Genomic DNA, 13,965 nt, shown 5'->3' with positions numbered 1-13,965 from the left:
CTTCAAAACCCTTTAGCGTCAAAGGCTTTCTGCGGTGCGAGGAAATTTTCTTTACAGATTGCCCAGCGCCAGTGTTCACTTCTTTACATAATATTCAAGTATTAAAAGGCATTTATTGCGCCATTTTACATAAGGCTCACATACTGACTTTGCACATTTCGTGCTGGTACCGCGCAGAAGTGAGGAGCTGCAAGGTCCCAATCATAAAAGGGAGGATACCATGTCACATTCCGCGATTTCGCGTCGCAGGGTGCTGGGGACGGGTGCGCTTGCGGGCGCCGGCCTGGCGCTGCCGACGATTTTCACCGCCTCATCCGCGGCCGCCTATACCAACGAACCCACCGGCAGCACCGTCACGCTCGGCTTCAACGTGCCGCAGACCGGTCCTTATGCCGATGAAGGCGCCGACGAGCTGCGCGCCTACAAGCTCGCGGCCGAACATCTGAACGGCGGCGGCGACGGCGGCATGATGAGCAGCTTCAGCTCCAAGGCGCTGAAGGGCAACGGCATCCTGGGCAAAGAGGTGAAATTTGTCACCGGGGACACCCAGACCAAGTCCGACGCCGCCCGCGCCTCCGCCAAGTCGATGATCGAAAAGGACGGCGCGGTGATGATCACCGGCGGGTCTTCTTCGGGCGTGGCGATCGCAGTGCAGGGGCTGTGCCAGGAGGCGGGCGTGATCTTCATGGCCGGTCTTACCCATTCCAACGACACCACCGGCAAGGACAAGAAGGCCAACGGCTTCCGCCACTTCTTCAACGGCTACATGTCCGGCGCGGCGCTGGCGCCAGTGCTGAAGAACCTCTACGGCACCGACCGCAACGCCTATCACCTGACCGCCGACTACACCTGGGGCTGGACCCAGGAGGAAAGCATCGCCGCCGCGACCGAGGCGCTGGGCTGGAACACTGTGAACAAGGTGCGCACACCGCTGGCGGCGACCGATTTCTCCTCCTACATCGCGCCGGTGCTGAACTCGGGCGCCGATGTGCTGGTGCTCAACCACTACGGCGGCAACATGGTGAATTCGCTGACGAACGCGGTGCAGTTTGGCCTGCGCGACAAAGTGGTAAACGGCAAGAACTTCGAGATTGTGGTGCCGCTATACTCCCGCCTGATGGCCAAGGGTGCAGGTGCCAACGTTAAAGGCATCCACGGCTCCACCAACTGGCACTGGTCGCTGCAGGATGACGGCTCCAAGGCTTTCGTGAAGAGCTTCGGCACCAAATACGGCTTCCCGCCGAGCCAAGCCGCCCATACCGTTTATTGCCAGACGCTGCTTTACGCCGATGCCTGCGAGCGCGCGGGCAGCTTCAACCCCTGCGCCGTCACCGAAGCGTTGGAAGGGTTCGAGTTCGACGGGCTCGGCAACGGGCCGACACTCTACCGCGCCGAGGACCACCAGTGTTTCAAGGACGTGCTGGTGGTGCGCGGCAAGGAGAACCCGACGTCCGAGTTCGACTTGCTGGAAGTGGTCGAGGTCACACCGCGCGCGCAGGTGGAATACGCCCCCGATCACCCGATGTTCGCAGGCGGAGCTCTGGGCAGCTGCAACTCCGGCGCGTAAACGCCGGCGATACCCCCGGGGGCCGGCACCGGAATTTTGAGAAAAATTCCGGCCCGAATTCCGCATCGGAATTCGGCGGCGCGGCCCCCGCCCTCCCGGCCGCCCCCCTGGCCGGGAGGGTCTATGCGCCCGGGACCATCCTGACGGGCTGGTCCCTCCTGCCGATCCTTACTTCTGATGGGACCCATGGACGCCATCCTCCTGCAAATCCTGAACGGGCTCGACAAGGGCTCGGCCTATGCGCTGATCGCGCTTGGCCTCACGCTGATCTTCGGCACGCTTGGCGTTGTGAACTTCGCCCACGGCGCCCTGTTCATGATCGGCGCCTTCTGCGCCGTCACCCTGCAGCGCCTGCTTACGCTTAGCTTCGAGACCGTGGACCCGAACCAGACCGACTTCCTCGGCAACCCGCTGAAGGTGAAGACACCCTACGTCGAGCATTGGTTCGGTTCCGAGCTGGGCGGCGCGCTGATCGACTGGACGGTGCCGCTGGCGATCCTGTTCGCGATCCCGGTCATGCTGGCCGCGGGCTACGTGATGGAGCGCGGGCTGATCAAGCATTTCTACAAGCGCCCCCATGCCGACCAGATCCTGGTGACCTTCGGCCTCGCCATCGTGCTGCAGGAGATCGTCAAGTATTTCTACGGGGCCAACCCGATCCAGACCCCCGCCCCCGAGGCGCTGAACGGCGTCGCCAACCTCGGCGCGCTCATCGGCATGGACATCGTCTACCCGGTCTGGCGCATCGTCTATTTCGGCTTTGCCACCCTGGTGATCGGTGCCATCTTCGCGTTTCTGCAATTCACCACCTTCGGCATGGTGGTGCGCGCAGGCATGGCCGACCGCGAGACGGTGGGCCTCCTCGGCATCAACATCGACCGCCGCTTCACCATCATGTTCGGCATCGCGGCCGCCGTCGCGGGGCTTGCGGGCGTGATGTACACCCCGATCAACTCGCCCAACTACCACATGGGCATGGATTTTCTGGTACTGAGTTTCGTGGTTGTGGTCGTCGGCGGCATGGGATCGCTTCCGGGCGCCGTGCTCGCCGGCTTCCTTCTCGGCATCCTGGAAAGCTTTGCCTCGATGAACGGGATCAAGGCGCTGATCCCCGGCATCGACCAGATCATCATCTACCTGGTGGCAATCTTCATTCTGCTGCTCCGCCCGCGCGGCCTGATGGGCCGCCGCGGCGTGATGGAGGAATAAGACATGTTCGGACTGGACAAGAAAGACACATCCCTCCTGCTCTTGGTCGCGGGCCTTGCCCTGTTTGCGCCCTTCCTGCTCAACCCCTTCCCCGAGGGCAGCGCGCTGGCGCAGTTCAACGCGGGCTACCCGGACCTGATGCAGCGCTTTGCGATCTTCGGCATCTTTGCGGTCGGCTTCAACATTCTCTTCGGCCTCACCGGGTATCTGTCCTTCGGCCATGCGGCCTTCCTTGGCGCCGGCTCCTACTCCGCTGTCTGGATGTTCAAGCTGGTGGGCATGAACGTGATCCCCGCGATTGTCCTGTCGGTGATCGTCGCGGGCCTGTTTGCGCTGCTGATCGGCTTTGTGAGCCTGCGCCGCTCGGGCATCTACTTCTCGATCCTGACGCTGGCCTTCGCGCAGATGTCCTTCAACCTTGCCTATTCGGTGCTCACCCCCATCACCAACGGCGAGACCGGCCTGCAGCTGACGCTGGACGACCCGCGCATCCTCGGTGTCTCCGCCACCGCCGACGGCTCCATTCCGGTGACCAGCCTGTTCGGGCTGGAGATGCGCGCCACCTACGAGCTGACACTCGGCCCCTGGGCCTTCCAGTTCAACGCGGGCTACTACTTCTGCGCCCTCCTGCTGCTCGCGGCCTTCTACCTCGCCATCCGCATCTTCCGCTCGCCCTTCGGGCTGATGCTGCGCGCGGTGAAATCGAACCAGCAGCGGATGAATTACACCGGGCTCAACACCAGGCCCTACACGCTCGCGGCCTTCGTGATCTCGGGCATGTATGCCGGGCTCGCGGGCGGCTTGATGGCGGCGATGGACCCGCTCGCCGGCGCCGAGCGCATGCAGTGGACCGCCTCGGGCGAGGTGGTGCTGATGACCATCCTCGGCGGCGCCGGCACGCTGATCGGCCCGGTGCTGGGCGCAGGTTTCATCAAGTATTTCGAGAACATCTTCTCCAAGATCAACGACACCGTGCTGCACGGCTGGTTCAGCTTCATGCCCGACGGCATGGAGGACGCCGCCGTCTTCCTGCTGCATCCCTTCATCGGCAAGGGCTGGCACCTGACGCTCGGCATCCTGTTCATGCTGGTGGTGATCTACCTGCCCGGCGGGCTGGTGGAGGGCGGCCAGCGCCTGGTGAACCGCCTGCGCGGCCGTAACGCCCGCGGCAAGGATGCGGCCGGCAAGACCAGCCCGGCGGAATGAGCAGCGCTAGGAAAGGGAGACAACCGCATGGGCATCCTTGAAGTCAAGAACGTGGGCAAGCGCTTCGGCGGGCTGCAGGCGCTGTCGGACGTGACCCTCAGCGTGCGGGAAAACGCGGTCCACGCCATCATCGGCCCCAATGGCGCGGGCAAGTCGACGCTTCTGAACTGCCTCGTGGGCAAGCTGATCCCCGACAGCGGCTCGGTGATGTTCGACGGCCGTTCGGTGCTGGGCCGCGCGCCTTACGAGATCAACCAGATGGGCATCTCCCGCGTATTCCAGACGCCCGAGATCTTCGGCGATCTCACCGTGCTGGAGAACATGATGATCCCCTGCTTCGCCAAGCGCGACGGCGCTTTCGAGCTGAACGCCCTGCCCGCGGTCAGAAACCAGGCGGAGATCCTGCAGAAGGCCGAACACATGCTGGAAGAGATGAATATGGCTGATAAACGCCACATGCACGCCGCCGCCCTCTCGCGCGGGGACAAGCGGCGGCTGGAGATCGGCATGTGCCTCAGCCAGGAGCCGCGCCTCTTGCTGCTGGACGAGCCCACCGCGGGCATGGCGCGGGCCGACACCAACAACACCATCGACCTCCTGAAACAGATCAGCGAGGAGCGTGCCATCACCATCGCCATCATCGAGCACGACATGCATGTGGTGTTCTCGCTGGCCAATCGGATCACCGTGCTGGCCCAGGGCACCCCCCTGGTGGAGGACGACCCCGAAAACATCCGCGGCAATCCCAAGGTGCGCGAAGCTTACCTGGGCGAAGCCGCGTGAAAACGCCCGCCTCTCCTGCCGCCACCAGCACCCGCCGCCCCTGCGTCAGCACGCGCATTAGGACAGATCCATGAACCAGAAATCCGATTTCTCCAGCCAGGCCAATACCGCCGTCACCGCCCCCGCCTTCCTGTCGGTCTGGGACATGCACGCCTATTACGGCGAAAGCTACATCGTGCAGGGCCTCAGCTTCAACGTCCACGAAGGCGAGATCCTGGCGCTCCTTGGCCGCAACGGGGCCGGCAAGACCTCGACCCTGCGCTCGATCGCGCGCGTGGGCTCGCCCCTGGTCACCAAGGGCGAAATCTGGCTCGACCACCAGCCCCTGCACAAGATGGCCTCGCATGAGGCCGCCACCGCGGGCCTCGCCCTGGTGCCCGAAGACCGCCGCATCATCCCCGGCCTCACGGTGGAGGAGAACCTGCAGCTGGCGCAGATCGCCCCGCCCGCCGGCTGGTCGCTGGAACGGCTCTACGATCTCTTCCCGCGCCTCGGCGAGCGCCGCAAGCAGGAGGGCGTCACGCTCTCGGGCGGCGAGCAGCAGATGCTCGCCATTGCCCGCGCGCTGGCCCGCGACATCAAGCTGCTCTTGCTGGACGAGCCCTACGAGGGGCTCGCCCCGGTGATCGTCGACGAGATCGAAAAGACCCTCATCCACATCAAGGAACAGGGCATGACCACCATCCTTGTCGAACAGAACGCCGTGCGCGCGCTTGAACTCGCGGACCGCGCCGTGATCCTCGACACCGGCGGCATCGTCTTTGACGGCACCGCGGCGGAGGTGCTGGAAAACGCGGACCTGCGCGCCGAATACCTGGCCATCTGAGGCGCGCCGGAAGAGTCCGTCTCCACCCAGCCGGCCCCCTCGTGCCGGCAGCCGCCGGAACTGACTCTTCTTCCGGAGTTTGCTAAGGTGAAAGGAATGCGCTGCAGCTCGACGGCGGCGCGGCCCCCGGGCCTGTTTTCCTCCAGTCCCGGCGCCGCCGTGCCGCGACGCAGCTGCGCCAAGCGCCATCACAGGGGGCCGACGATGCAGCCGCGCACACGATACGCCAGGAGCGGCGACGTCCACATCGCCTATCAGACCTTTGGCAGCGGGCCGCGCAACCTCGTCCTGGTGCCGGGCTTCATCTCGCAGATCGAAACCTACTGGGACGAACCCAGCTTTGCCCGCTGGCTGGAGCGCCTCGGCCAGTTCGCCCGGGTGGCGGTGTTCGACAAACGCGGCACCGGCCTGTCGGACCGCGGTGTCGCGACCCCGGACATGGACAAGCGGATGGACGACATCCGCGCGGTGATGGATGCCGTCGGGTTTGACAGCGCTTCGATCATGGGCATTTCCGAAGGCGGGTCGCTCGCCGCGGTGTTTGCCGCCTATCACCCGCAGCGCTGCGAGCACCTGATCCTCTACGGAGCCTTCGCCAGCTTCACGTCCTGGTTTCCTGACGAGGCGGCTCTGCAGCAGCTGTTCGACTATGCGGAAACCGCGTGGGGTACCGGCACCAGCCTGCCGCTGTTCTGCCCCACGACGGCAGGGGATCTGCAAATCCAAGAGTGGTGGGGCAAGTACGAGCGCACCGGCGCCTCCCCGCGCGACGTGATCGAGATCATGAAGGTGAACAGCCAGATCGACATCACCGCCATCCTGCCTTCGATCAAGGCGCCCACGCTGGTGCTGCACAAGACTGCGGACGCGCTGATCGACATCGGCGGCGGGCGCACCCTGGCTGCGCGCATCCCCAACGCCCGGCTCATTGAATTGCCGGGGGTCGATCATTTCGCCTTCCTCGGGCCCGAGGCGGGACAGATCGTGGCGGCCATCGAGGAGTTCGTGACCGGGTGCAGGCCCGAACCGGTGGTGGATCGGGTGCTGGCCGCCATCGTGTTTACCGACATTGCGGGATCAACCGCCCGCGCCGAAGCCATGGGGGACAGCGCCTGGCGCAGCCTGAAGGATGCCCATGACAGCCGCGTGCGGCAGGAACTGCAGATCTTCAACGGGCGGGAGATCAAATCCCTGGGCGACGGGTTTCTCGCCACCTTTGACGGCCCCGGCCGGGCGATCCAATGCGCCAGCGCCATCCGCGACGCCATTGCCCGGCTCGGGCTCGATATCCGGGTCTCCGTTCATACCGGAGAGGTCGAGATCACCGAGGACGACGTGTGCGGGCTGGCCGTCCACATCGCCTCCAGGATCGCAGAGCTGGCCCAGCCGGGCGAGATCGTCGTGTCGCGCACGGTCAAGGACCTGGTGGCCGGGTCCGGCTTTGACTTCGAGTTTCTGGGGGAGCATACGCTGAAGGGGCTTCCCGACAGGTGGAAAATCTACAAGACCGCTGCCTGAGCCGCCGGACTATCTCCCCTCGGCCAGCCTCTTCCTCAACTCGGTCTTCAACACCTTGCCGTAGTTGTTCTTGGGCAGCGCTTCCACGCGGACATAGGCGCGCGGCCGCTTGAAACGGGCGATCTCCCCGGTGCAGAGCGCATTGAGCTCCGTCTCTGCCGCCTCGCCCACGATGAAGGCCACCACCTCCTCGCCCCAGTCGGCGTGCGGCCGGCCCACAACGGCGGCCTCACGCAGACCGGGGTGCATCAGCAGCACCTCCTCCACCTCACGCGGGTAAACGTTGGAGCCGCCGGAGATGATCATGTCCTTGGAGCGGTCCTGCAGCGTCAGGTAGCCGTCCTCGTCCAGCACCCCCATGTCGCCGGTCATCAGCCAGCCGCCCAGCAGGGTCTTTGCCGTGGCCTCCGGGTTGTTCCAATAGCCCGGCATCACCAGATCGCCGCGCACCATGATCTCGCCACGGCTGCCCGCGGGCAGGGCCTCCCCCTCCGGCGTGCCGATCTTCACCTCTACCGGCGCCTGCGCCCGGCCCACCCCCGCGAGCCGTTCGCGCCAGCGCGGGTGCGTGCGGTCGGCGACCTCTTCGCGCTTCAGGGCGGTGATCCCCATCGGGCACTCGCCCTGCCCGTAGACCTGCGCAAAGACCGGGCCGAACTGCTCGACCGCCGCGATGATGTCGGCCAGATACATCGGCCCGCCCGCATAGGTGACACAGCGCAGACCTTCGCCGCGGTAACCCGCCGCCTTCGCCGCCGCGGTCATCCGGGTGACCATCGTGGGCGCGGCAAACATGTGCATGCGGCCATGGTGCGCAGCCAGATCGAAAATCTCCGATTCATCAAATCCGCCCGAAACCGGGCAGACATGCCCCGCCCCCGCCAGCACATGCTGCAAGGCATAGATACCGGCGCCATGGCTCATCGGAGCGGCATAAAGCGTGCGGTCTTCCGGACGCACGCTCTCCACCTCGCTGAAATAGGCCAGCGCCATGGTTGAAAGCATCCGGTGGGTCATTATCACGCCCTTGGGCCGCCCGGTGGTGCCCGAAGTATAGAACAGCCAGGCCAGATCGCCGGGCGCGCGCGATGCGGGCTCGGCCACCGCCTCGGCCGCCAGGGCAGCGGTGAAATCCGCCCCCGTGATATCGACGCAGCGCGTCTTTGCGCCGGTAACCTCCACCGCCTCAGTAAGGCCGGGAGAGGTGAAGACCAGCCCCGCGCCGGAGTCGCCGAGGATATACTCCGCTTCCTTGCCGTGCAGCTTTGCATTGATCGGCACCGCCGCCGCGCCCGCGTACCAGACGCCATAGAAGGCAATCAGATACTCCGGGCAGTTCTTCATGAAGATACCGACCCGGTCGCCCGGCTGAACGCCTTCGGCCTGCAGCCAGCCCGCCACCCGTGCCGCCTGGTCGTGAAAGCGGGCGTAGTCGGCGATCTGCTCGCGGCCCAGGAACAGCGCAGGCCGCGCCGGATGCGCCGCCGCCTGCCGCGCCAGCCAATGGGCGATGTTCATGCCTTCACCCCTTCCAGAACGGACGCATAGCTCGCAACACCCGAGCCGCCCATGTTGAAGACCAGCCCCAGTTCCGCCCCCGGATGCTGCATTGCCCCCGCCTGCCCCAGCACCTGCCGCGCCACCATCACATGCATCGACACACCCGTGGCGCCGACCGGATGGCCCTTGGCCTTGAGCCCGCCTGAAAGGTTCACCGGCAGCCGCCCGCCGGGATGCACCGTGCCGTCCTCCAGCAGCGCCGCGGCCTTGCCGCGCTCCGCCAGCCCCATCGCCTCGTAGATCATCAGCTCGGCGATGGTGAAACAGTCGTGCACCTCGGCCACGCCGATATCGGCAACACTGACGCCCGCCTTGTCATAGGCGCCGCGGATCGCGCGCGCCGGGCCCTCGAAGGCCGGAAGATCGCGCTGCGACATCGGCAGGAGATCATTCACCTGCTGCGCCCCGCGCAGGCGCACGGCCTTGCGCACCTCAGCCAGCCGGCGCTCCGACACCAGAACCAGCGCCGCCGCCCCGTCCGAGACCAGCGAGCAGTCGGTCTTCTTCAGCGGCGCGGCGATCACCGGGTTGCGTTCCGAGGCTTCAAGGCAGAACTCCAGCGCCAGCTCCTTCTGCATCTGCGCAAGCGGGTTGTGCATCGCATTGGCGTGGTTCTTCACCGCGATCTGCGCCAGTGCCCGGGACTGATCCCCGTAGGCGCCGAAATAGCTTTCGGCAAACTGCGCAAACACCCCCGGAAAGGACACTCCCGCCTCCTCCCGCTGGTAGGAGGCATGGCCAAGCGCCGCCGTCACCTCGGCCCCCGGGAGATGGGTCATCTTCTCGGCCCCGATCACCAGCGCGACGTCGCATTCGCCCGCAAGGATCGCCTGCCGTGCCGCAAACACCGCCGCCGCACCGGAGGCACAAGCGTTCTCCAGCCGGGTCGCGGGCTTGAAGCGCAAGGCGGGATGGATCGCCAGAGCCAGCGAGGAGGGAAAGCCGTCACCCACCATGCCGGCGTTGAAATGGCCCAGCCAGACACCGTCCACCGCATCGGCCCCGAGACCTGCGTCAGCCAGCGCCTCCTGCCCTGCGGCGACCAACAAATCTTGCAGATCCATCTGAGGCAGCTTTCCGAATTTCGTATGCCCCCAGCCCGCCATATACACCATGTTGCCCTCCCCTTCCCGGCGCGGGCAGCGTCGCATGACGCTCTTGCCCTCTTCAACTCCGCAAAAATACGCGGTTAAAGGAAACCATGACCGATGTTGCCTTCGACCACGCCCCGGTGGGGCTTGCCGTGCTGGAGCGCCGCGTGATCACGCGCTGCAACCTCCAGTTTGCCAATACCTTCGGCGGCGAGCCTGCCGATTACGAAGGCATGCTGATCGCCGGGCTGTACCCCACGCCGGAGGAGTTCCGCCGCATCGGCGCGCTCTTGCAGAAGAAGGAGCACGAGACCGGCTATTACAGCGACGAGCGCATCATGCGCCGCCGGGCGGGCGGGCTGTTCTGGTGCCGGGTGCGGGGCCGCTCGATCTCACCCGAGGATCCGTTCCGCACCGGGGTGTGGTCCTTTGCCGATATCTCCGACGACCGCCCGGTGGTCAGCCTCACCCCGCGCGAGCGCGAAGTTGCGATCCTTACCTGCAAGGGGCTGTCGGCCAAGGAGATCGGCGCCAAGCTCGACCTCTCCTACCGGACCGTGGAAACCCACCGGGCGCGGCTGTTGCAGAAGTTCGGCGCCCGCAAGCTGCCGGAACTTGTGGCAAAACTGACCGGTATGCCGCTCTGACCCCGCAGCCTGCCCGCCCGCATTGCGAATCCGCACCGTAGCCGCCATGTTACCGGGCAGTTCGAGAGCGCTTTCCTTGCGGAACTCCTTGCCCTATAAGCGCGCTAATTTCCCGCCCGCCGGTCACTCCAGACTTGGGCGGGCCTGTCGGAACCGGCTGAGGACAATATGACAAACAAATCTCACGAAGCTGACGTGGCATTCATTCAGGCGCTGGCCGAGCTGCTGCGCGAGAACGATCTGACCGAATTGCAGGTCAAACGCGAATACGGCGCGGACGACAGCCTGAATGTCACCGTCTCCCGCCAGACCGCGCTGGCCGCCGCTCCGGCGCAGATGCAGGTTCAGGCCGCCGCACCGGCGCCCGCCGCAGCCCCCGTGGCAGCCGCGGCCCCCGCCGCCGAGGCAGCCGAGGATCCGGCCAGCCACCCCGGCGCCGTGACTTCGCCGATGGTCGGCACCGTCTACCTGCAGGCCGAACCCGGCGCCCCCGCCTTCATCAAGGTGGGCCAGCAGGTCGCCGAAGGCGACACCCTGCTGATCGTCGAGGCGATGAAGACCATGAACCACATTCCGGCGCCCAAGGCGGGCACCGTGAAGCGCATCCTGGTCGAAGACGGCGCCGCCGTGGAATTCGGGTCGCCCCTGGTCATCGTCGAGTAAGGGCGGGCCATGTTTGACAAAATCCTGATTGCCAACCGCGGCGAGATCGCCCTGCGCGTGATCCGCGCCTGCCGCGAAATGGGCATCAAGTCGGTCGCGGTGCATTCCACCGCCGATGCCGATGCGATGCATGTGCGCATGGCCGATGAATCGGTCTGCATCGGCCCGCCGGCCGGCGCGCAAAGCTACCTGTCGGTGCCGGCCGTGATCTCCGCCTGCGAGATCACCGGCGCCCAGGCGATCCACCCGGGCTACGGCTTCCTGTCGGAAAACGCCAATTTCGTGCAGATCATCGAAGACCACGGTCTGACCTTCATCGGCCCCTCGGCCGAGCACATCCGCATCATGGGTGACAAGATCACCGCAAAGGAGACCGCCCAGAAGCTCGGTATCCCTGTGGTGCCCGGCTCCGAGGGCGGCGTGCCCGACCTGGCCGCAGCGAAATCGGCGGCCAAGGCGATGGGCTACCCGGTGATCATCAAGGCCACTGCCGGCGGCGGCGGCCGCGGCATGAAGGTGGCCAAGGACGAGAAAGAGCTTGAGAAAGCCTTCTCCACCGCACGTTCCGAAGCCAAGGCCGCCTTCGGCAACGATGAAGTCTACATGGAGAAATACCTCCAGAAGCCGCGCCACATCGAGATCCAGGTGTTTGGCGACGGCAAGGGCACCGGCGTGCATCTGGCCGAGCGCGACTGCTCGCTGCAGCGCCGCCACCAGAAGGTTTTCGAAGAGGCCCCCGGCCCCAGCATCTCCCCCGAGGAGCGCGCCCGCATCGGCAAGATCTGCGCCGACGCGATCGGCAAGATGGGCTATTCCGGCGCCGGCACGGTGGAATTCCTCTATGAGGATGGCGAGTTCTACTTCATCGAGATGAACACCCGCCTGCAGGTCGAGCACCCGGTGACCGAGTCGATCTTCGGCGTCGACCTGGTGCGCGAGCAGATCCGGGTTGCCGAAGGCCTGCCGATGTCCTTCACCCAGGACGATCTGGAGATCAACGGCCACTCGATCGAGGTGCGCATCAACGCCGAGAAGCTGCCGAACTTCGCGCCCTGCCCGGGCAAGATCACCGCCTTCCACGCCCCCGGCGGGCTGGGTGTGCGGATGGATTCGGCGCTTTATGACGGCTATTCGATCCCGCCCTATTACGATTCCCTCATCGGCAAGCTGATCGTGCACGGCCGCGACCGCACAGAGGCGCTGGCCCGCCTGCACCGTGCCCTGGGCGAGCTGATCGTGGATGGCGTCGACACCACGGTGCCGCTGTTCCATGCGCTCTTGCAGGAAGAGGACATCCACACCGGCAACTACAACATCCATTGGCTGGAACGCTGGCTGGAACGGAACCTGTAATTCCCGGACGGGGCGCGCGCCGCCGGGCCCGCGCCCCGTCTCATTCGACTCCGCCCCGCGGGGCATTTCCCCTATACTGGGCTGCACCATGAGCCTCACCGCCGACCTGCTGCTGCACGCCTATGCCTCCGGTGTCTTCCCGATGGCGGAACACCGCGACGATCCGGAGGTGTTCTGGGTCGACCCCAAGCGCCGCGGCATCCTTCCGCTCGACGGCTTCCGCATCTCCCGCTCGCTGGCCAAACGCATCCGCAACGGCGGCTTCAGCGTCACCGTGAACCGGGATTTTGCAGGCGTGGTCGATGGCTGCGCCGACCGCGCGGAAACCTGGATCAGCGCCGAAATCCGCGACCGCTACCTGGAGCTTCACGCGATGGGCCATGCGCATTCGCTGGAGCTCTGGGATCGGGGCGATCTGGCGGGCGGCGTCTATGGCGTGTCGCTGGGAGCTGCCTTTTTTGGCGAGAGCATGTTCTCCCGCCGCCGCGATGCCTCAAAAGTGGCGCTGGCCTATCTGACCGACCGGCTGAAACAGGCCGGATTCCTGCTCTGCGATACGCAGTTCCTGACTGCGCATCTGGCCTCGCTCGGCGGAGTGGAGATCAGCCGCGCCCGCTACCGCGCGCTGCTGCAGGAGGCGCTGCAAAGCAACGCCGATTTCCTGCGCCCGGCGGTCCCCGCGCCTCAGCTGCTGCTGCAGCGCATGACCCAGACGTCGTAACGGTTGTGGTCCAGCGCATTGAGCGCCGGGCTAGAAGCTATCATCCAGCCCTCGAAGTGGATTTCGCCATCGCTCTGGCCGCGCACGGTGAGATAGGCATAAGCATCCCCCGTGGGGTTCTCGGCCGGGTAGCGGCAATCGGCGACCGAGACCTGAAGTCCGAACATCTCGGCCCCGCCGCCGACCGGCACGTCGGCATCGACGGTCTGGCCGTTCACCTTGTCGAGCGCGCGCAGCACCGCGGCGCTGCCCTGCATAGCCCGCTCCTGCGCACCGCCCGGCAGCGCCAGGCAGGCCAGCACCAGCGCCGCTGCCGCCGCCGCCCGCCTCACGAATCGCCCTCGCTGCCGCCGGCCACAAATTTGACCAGCAGCGAAATCAGGCTGACCGCCCCCTGGGTGTCCAGGATCTCATCCCCCGGCTCCAGCGCAAAGGGCGAGCCGCCCGGCATGATCTCGACGAAATTGCCGCCCAGAAGACCTTCGGAGGAAATCACCACGGCGCTGTCATCGGGAATCTCGATGCCGTCCTTCACATCGAACCGCGTGTCGGCGCGGAAGGTCTCGGCATTCAGCTCGACACCGGTCACGGTGCCGATCTTGACGCCCGCCAGCCGCACATCGGTGCCGACCCCCACTCCTTCCAGCGAACGGAAGGAGGCGGTCAGCGGATAGCTTTCGCCGCCGCGCGCCAGGCCGGAGGCTTGGCCGGCATAGATCGCAAAGGCCGCCGCAGCAGCCAGCACCGCCGCTCCGGCGATCACTTCGGTGGGATTGTAGGACATGGGCCTCGGCCTTTTGGCTGATACAGGTTACGCGCGC

General features: G+C 65.8%; 14 protein-coding genes. 10 read left to right on the top strand and 4 right to left on the bottom strand.

Annotated elements, in window-relative coordinates:
* Nucleotides 1-220: 220 nt before the first annotated feature.
* The 6 genes from ACOHX0_RS04050 (at nucleotide 221) to ACOHX0_RS04025 (ending at nucleotide 7,109) form a co-directional block, all read left to right on the top strand.
* The gene (locus ACOHX0_RS04050) at nucleotides 221-1,567 is read left to right on the top strand and encodes a substrate-binding protein (RefSeq protein WP_420675387.1); all 1,347 of its coding nucleotides are present in this window, start codon (nucleotides 221-223) and stop codon (nucleotides 1,565-1,567) included.
* Nucleotides 1,568-1,753: 186 nt separating this feature from the next.
* On the top strand, nucleotides 1,754-2,776 hold the full coding sequence (locus ACOHX0_RS04045; protein ID WP_420675386.1) for a branched-chain amino acid ABC transporter permease: 1,023 nt from the start codon (nucleotides 1,754-1,756) through the stop codon (nucleotides 2,774-2,776).
* 3 nt (nucleotides 2,777-2,779) lie between these two features.
* The gene (locus tag ACOHX0_RS04040; RefSeq protein ID WP_420675385.1) at nucleotides 2,780-3,982 is read left to right on the top strand and encodes a branched-chain amino acid ABC transporter permease; all 1,203 of its coding nucleotides are present in this window, start codon (nucleotides 2,780-2,782) and stop codon (nucleotides 3,980-3,982) included.
* Nucleotides 3,983-4,009: 27 nt separating this feature from the next.
* Nucleotides 4,010-4,765: an ABC transporter ATP-binding protein gene (locus ACOHX0_RS04035; RefSeq protein WP_420675384.1), complete on the top strand. Its 756-nt coding sequence runs from the start codon at nucleotides 4,010-4,012 to the stop codon at nucleotides 4,763-4,765.
* 70 nt (nucleotides 4,766-4,835) lie between these two features.
* Nucleotides 4,836-5,591: an ABC transporter ATP-binding protein gene (locus tag ACOHX0_RS04030; protein ID WP_420675383.1), complete on the top strand. Its 756-nt coding sequence runs from the start codon at nucleotides 4,836-4,838 to the stop codon at nucleotides 5,589-5,591.
* A 204-nt stretch (nucleotides 5,592-5,795) separates the two neighbouring features.
* Nucleotides 5,796-7,109, top strand: a complete 1,314-nt coding sequence (locus tag ACOHX0_RS04025) for an adenylate/guanylate cyclase domain-containing protein (protein ID WP_420675382.1) — start codon at nucleotides 5,796-5,798, stop codon at nucleotides 7,107-7,109.
* 9 nt (nucleotides 7,110-7,118) lie between these two features.
* Here ACOHX0_RS04025 and ACOHX0_RS04020 read toward each other — a convergent pair whose 3' ends face one another.
* Complete coding sequence (locus tag ACOHX0_RS04020) at nucleotides 7,119-8,627, bottom strand: class I adenylate-forming enzyme family protein (protein WP_420675381.1); 1,509 nt, start codon at nucleotides 8,625-8,627, stop codon at nucleotides 7,119-7,121.
* Nucleotides 8,624-9,784, bottom strand: a complete 1,161-nt coding sequence (locus ACOHX0_RS04015; RefSeq protein ID WP_420675380.1) for a thiolase domain-containing protein — start codon at nucleotides 9,782-9,784, stop codon at nucleotides 8,624-8,626. The genes ACOHX0_RS04020 and ACOHX0_RS04015 overlap by 4 nt, the downstream gene beginning before the upstream one ends.
* An 86-nt stretch (nucleotides 9,785-9,870) precedes the next feature.
* Here ACOHX0_RS04015 and ACOHX0_RS04010 point away from each other — a divergent pair, with 86 nt between their 5' ends.
* The 4 genes from ACOHX0_RS04010 to aat all read left to right on the top strand — a co-directional run bounded on the left by ACOHX0_RS04010 (nucleotide 9,871) and on the right by aat (nucleotide 13,144).
* Nucleotides 9,871-10,407, top strand: a complete 537-nt coding sequence (locus ACOHX0_RS04010) for a LuxR C-terminal-related transcriptional regulator (RefSeq protein ID WP_420675379.1) — start codon at nucleotides 9,871-9,873, stop codon at nucleotides 10,405-10,407.
* 168 nt (nucleotides 10,408-10,575) lie between these two features.
* A complete protein-coding gene (gene accB, locus ACOHX0_RS04005) occupies nucleotides 10,576-11,070 on the top strand; it encodes an acetyl-CoA carboxylase biotin carboxyl carrier protein (protein WP_420675377.1) in 495 nt (164 codons plus the stop codon).
* Nucleotides 11,071-11,079: 9 nt separating this feature from the next.
* On the top strand, nucleotides 11,080-12,423 hold the full coding sequence (gene accC, locus ACOHX0_RS04000; RefSeq protein ID WP_420675376.1) for an acetyl-CoA carboxylase biotin carboxylase subunit: 1,344 nt from the start codon (nucleotides 11,080-11,082) through the stop codon (nucleotides 12,421-12,423).
* Nucleotides 12,424-12,511: 88 nt separating this feature from the next.
* On the top strand, nucleotides 12,512-13,144 hold the full coding sequence (gene aat, locus ACOHX0_RS03995; RefSeq protein WP_420675375.1) for a leucyl/phenylalanyl-tRNA--protein transferase: 633 nt from the start codon (nucleotides 12,512-12,514) through the stop codon (nucleotides 13,142-13,144).
* Here the strand turns inward: aat and ACOHX0_RS03990 are convergent.
* Nucleotides 13,108-13,476: a DUF2155 domain-containing protein gene (locus tag ACOHX0_RS03990; RefSeq protein WP_420675374.1), complete on the bottom strand. Its 369-nt coding sequence runs from the start codon at nucleotides 13,474-13,476 to the stop codon at nucleotides 13,108-13,110. The two genes, aat and ACOHX0_RS03990, sit on opposite strands and share 37 nt — an antisense overlap.
* Entirely contained in the window at nucleotides 13,473-13,928 is a 456-nt protein-coding gene (mlaD, locus tag ACOHX0_RS03985) for an outer membrane lipid asymmetry maintenance protein MlaD (RefSeq protein ID WP_420675373.1), read from the bottom strand. Before mlaD ends, ACOHX0_RS03990 begins: the two co-directional genes overlap by 4 nt.
* Between the last annotated feature and the right edge of the window lie 37 nt (nucleotides 13,929-13,965).

This window comes from Cribrihabitans pelagius, assembly GCF_048820915.1.
Lineage (GTDB): Bacteria > Pseudomonadota > Alphaproteobacteria > Rhodobacterales > Rhodobacteraceae > Cribrihabitans_A > Cribrihabitans_A pelagius.
The sequence above is the reverse complement of the archived record's forward strand: the minus strand, read 5'-3'. Positions and strand labels throughout refer to the sequence as shown.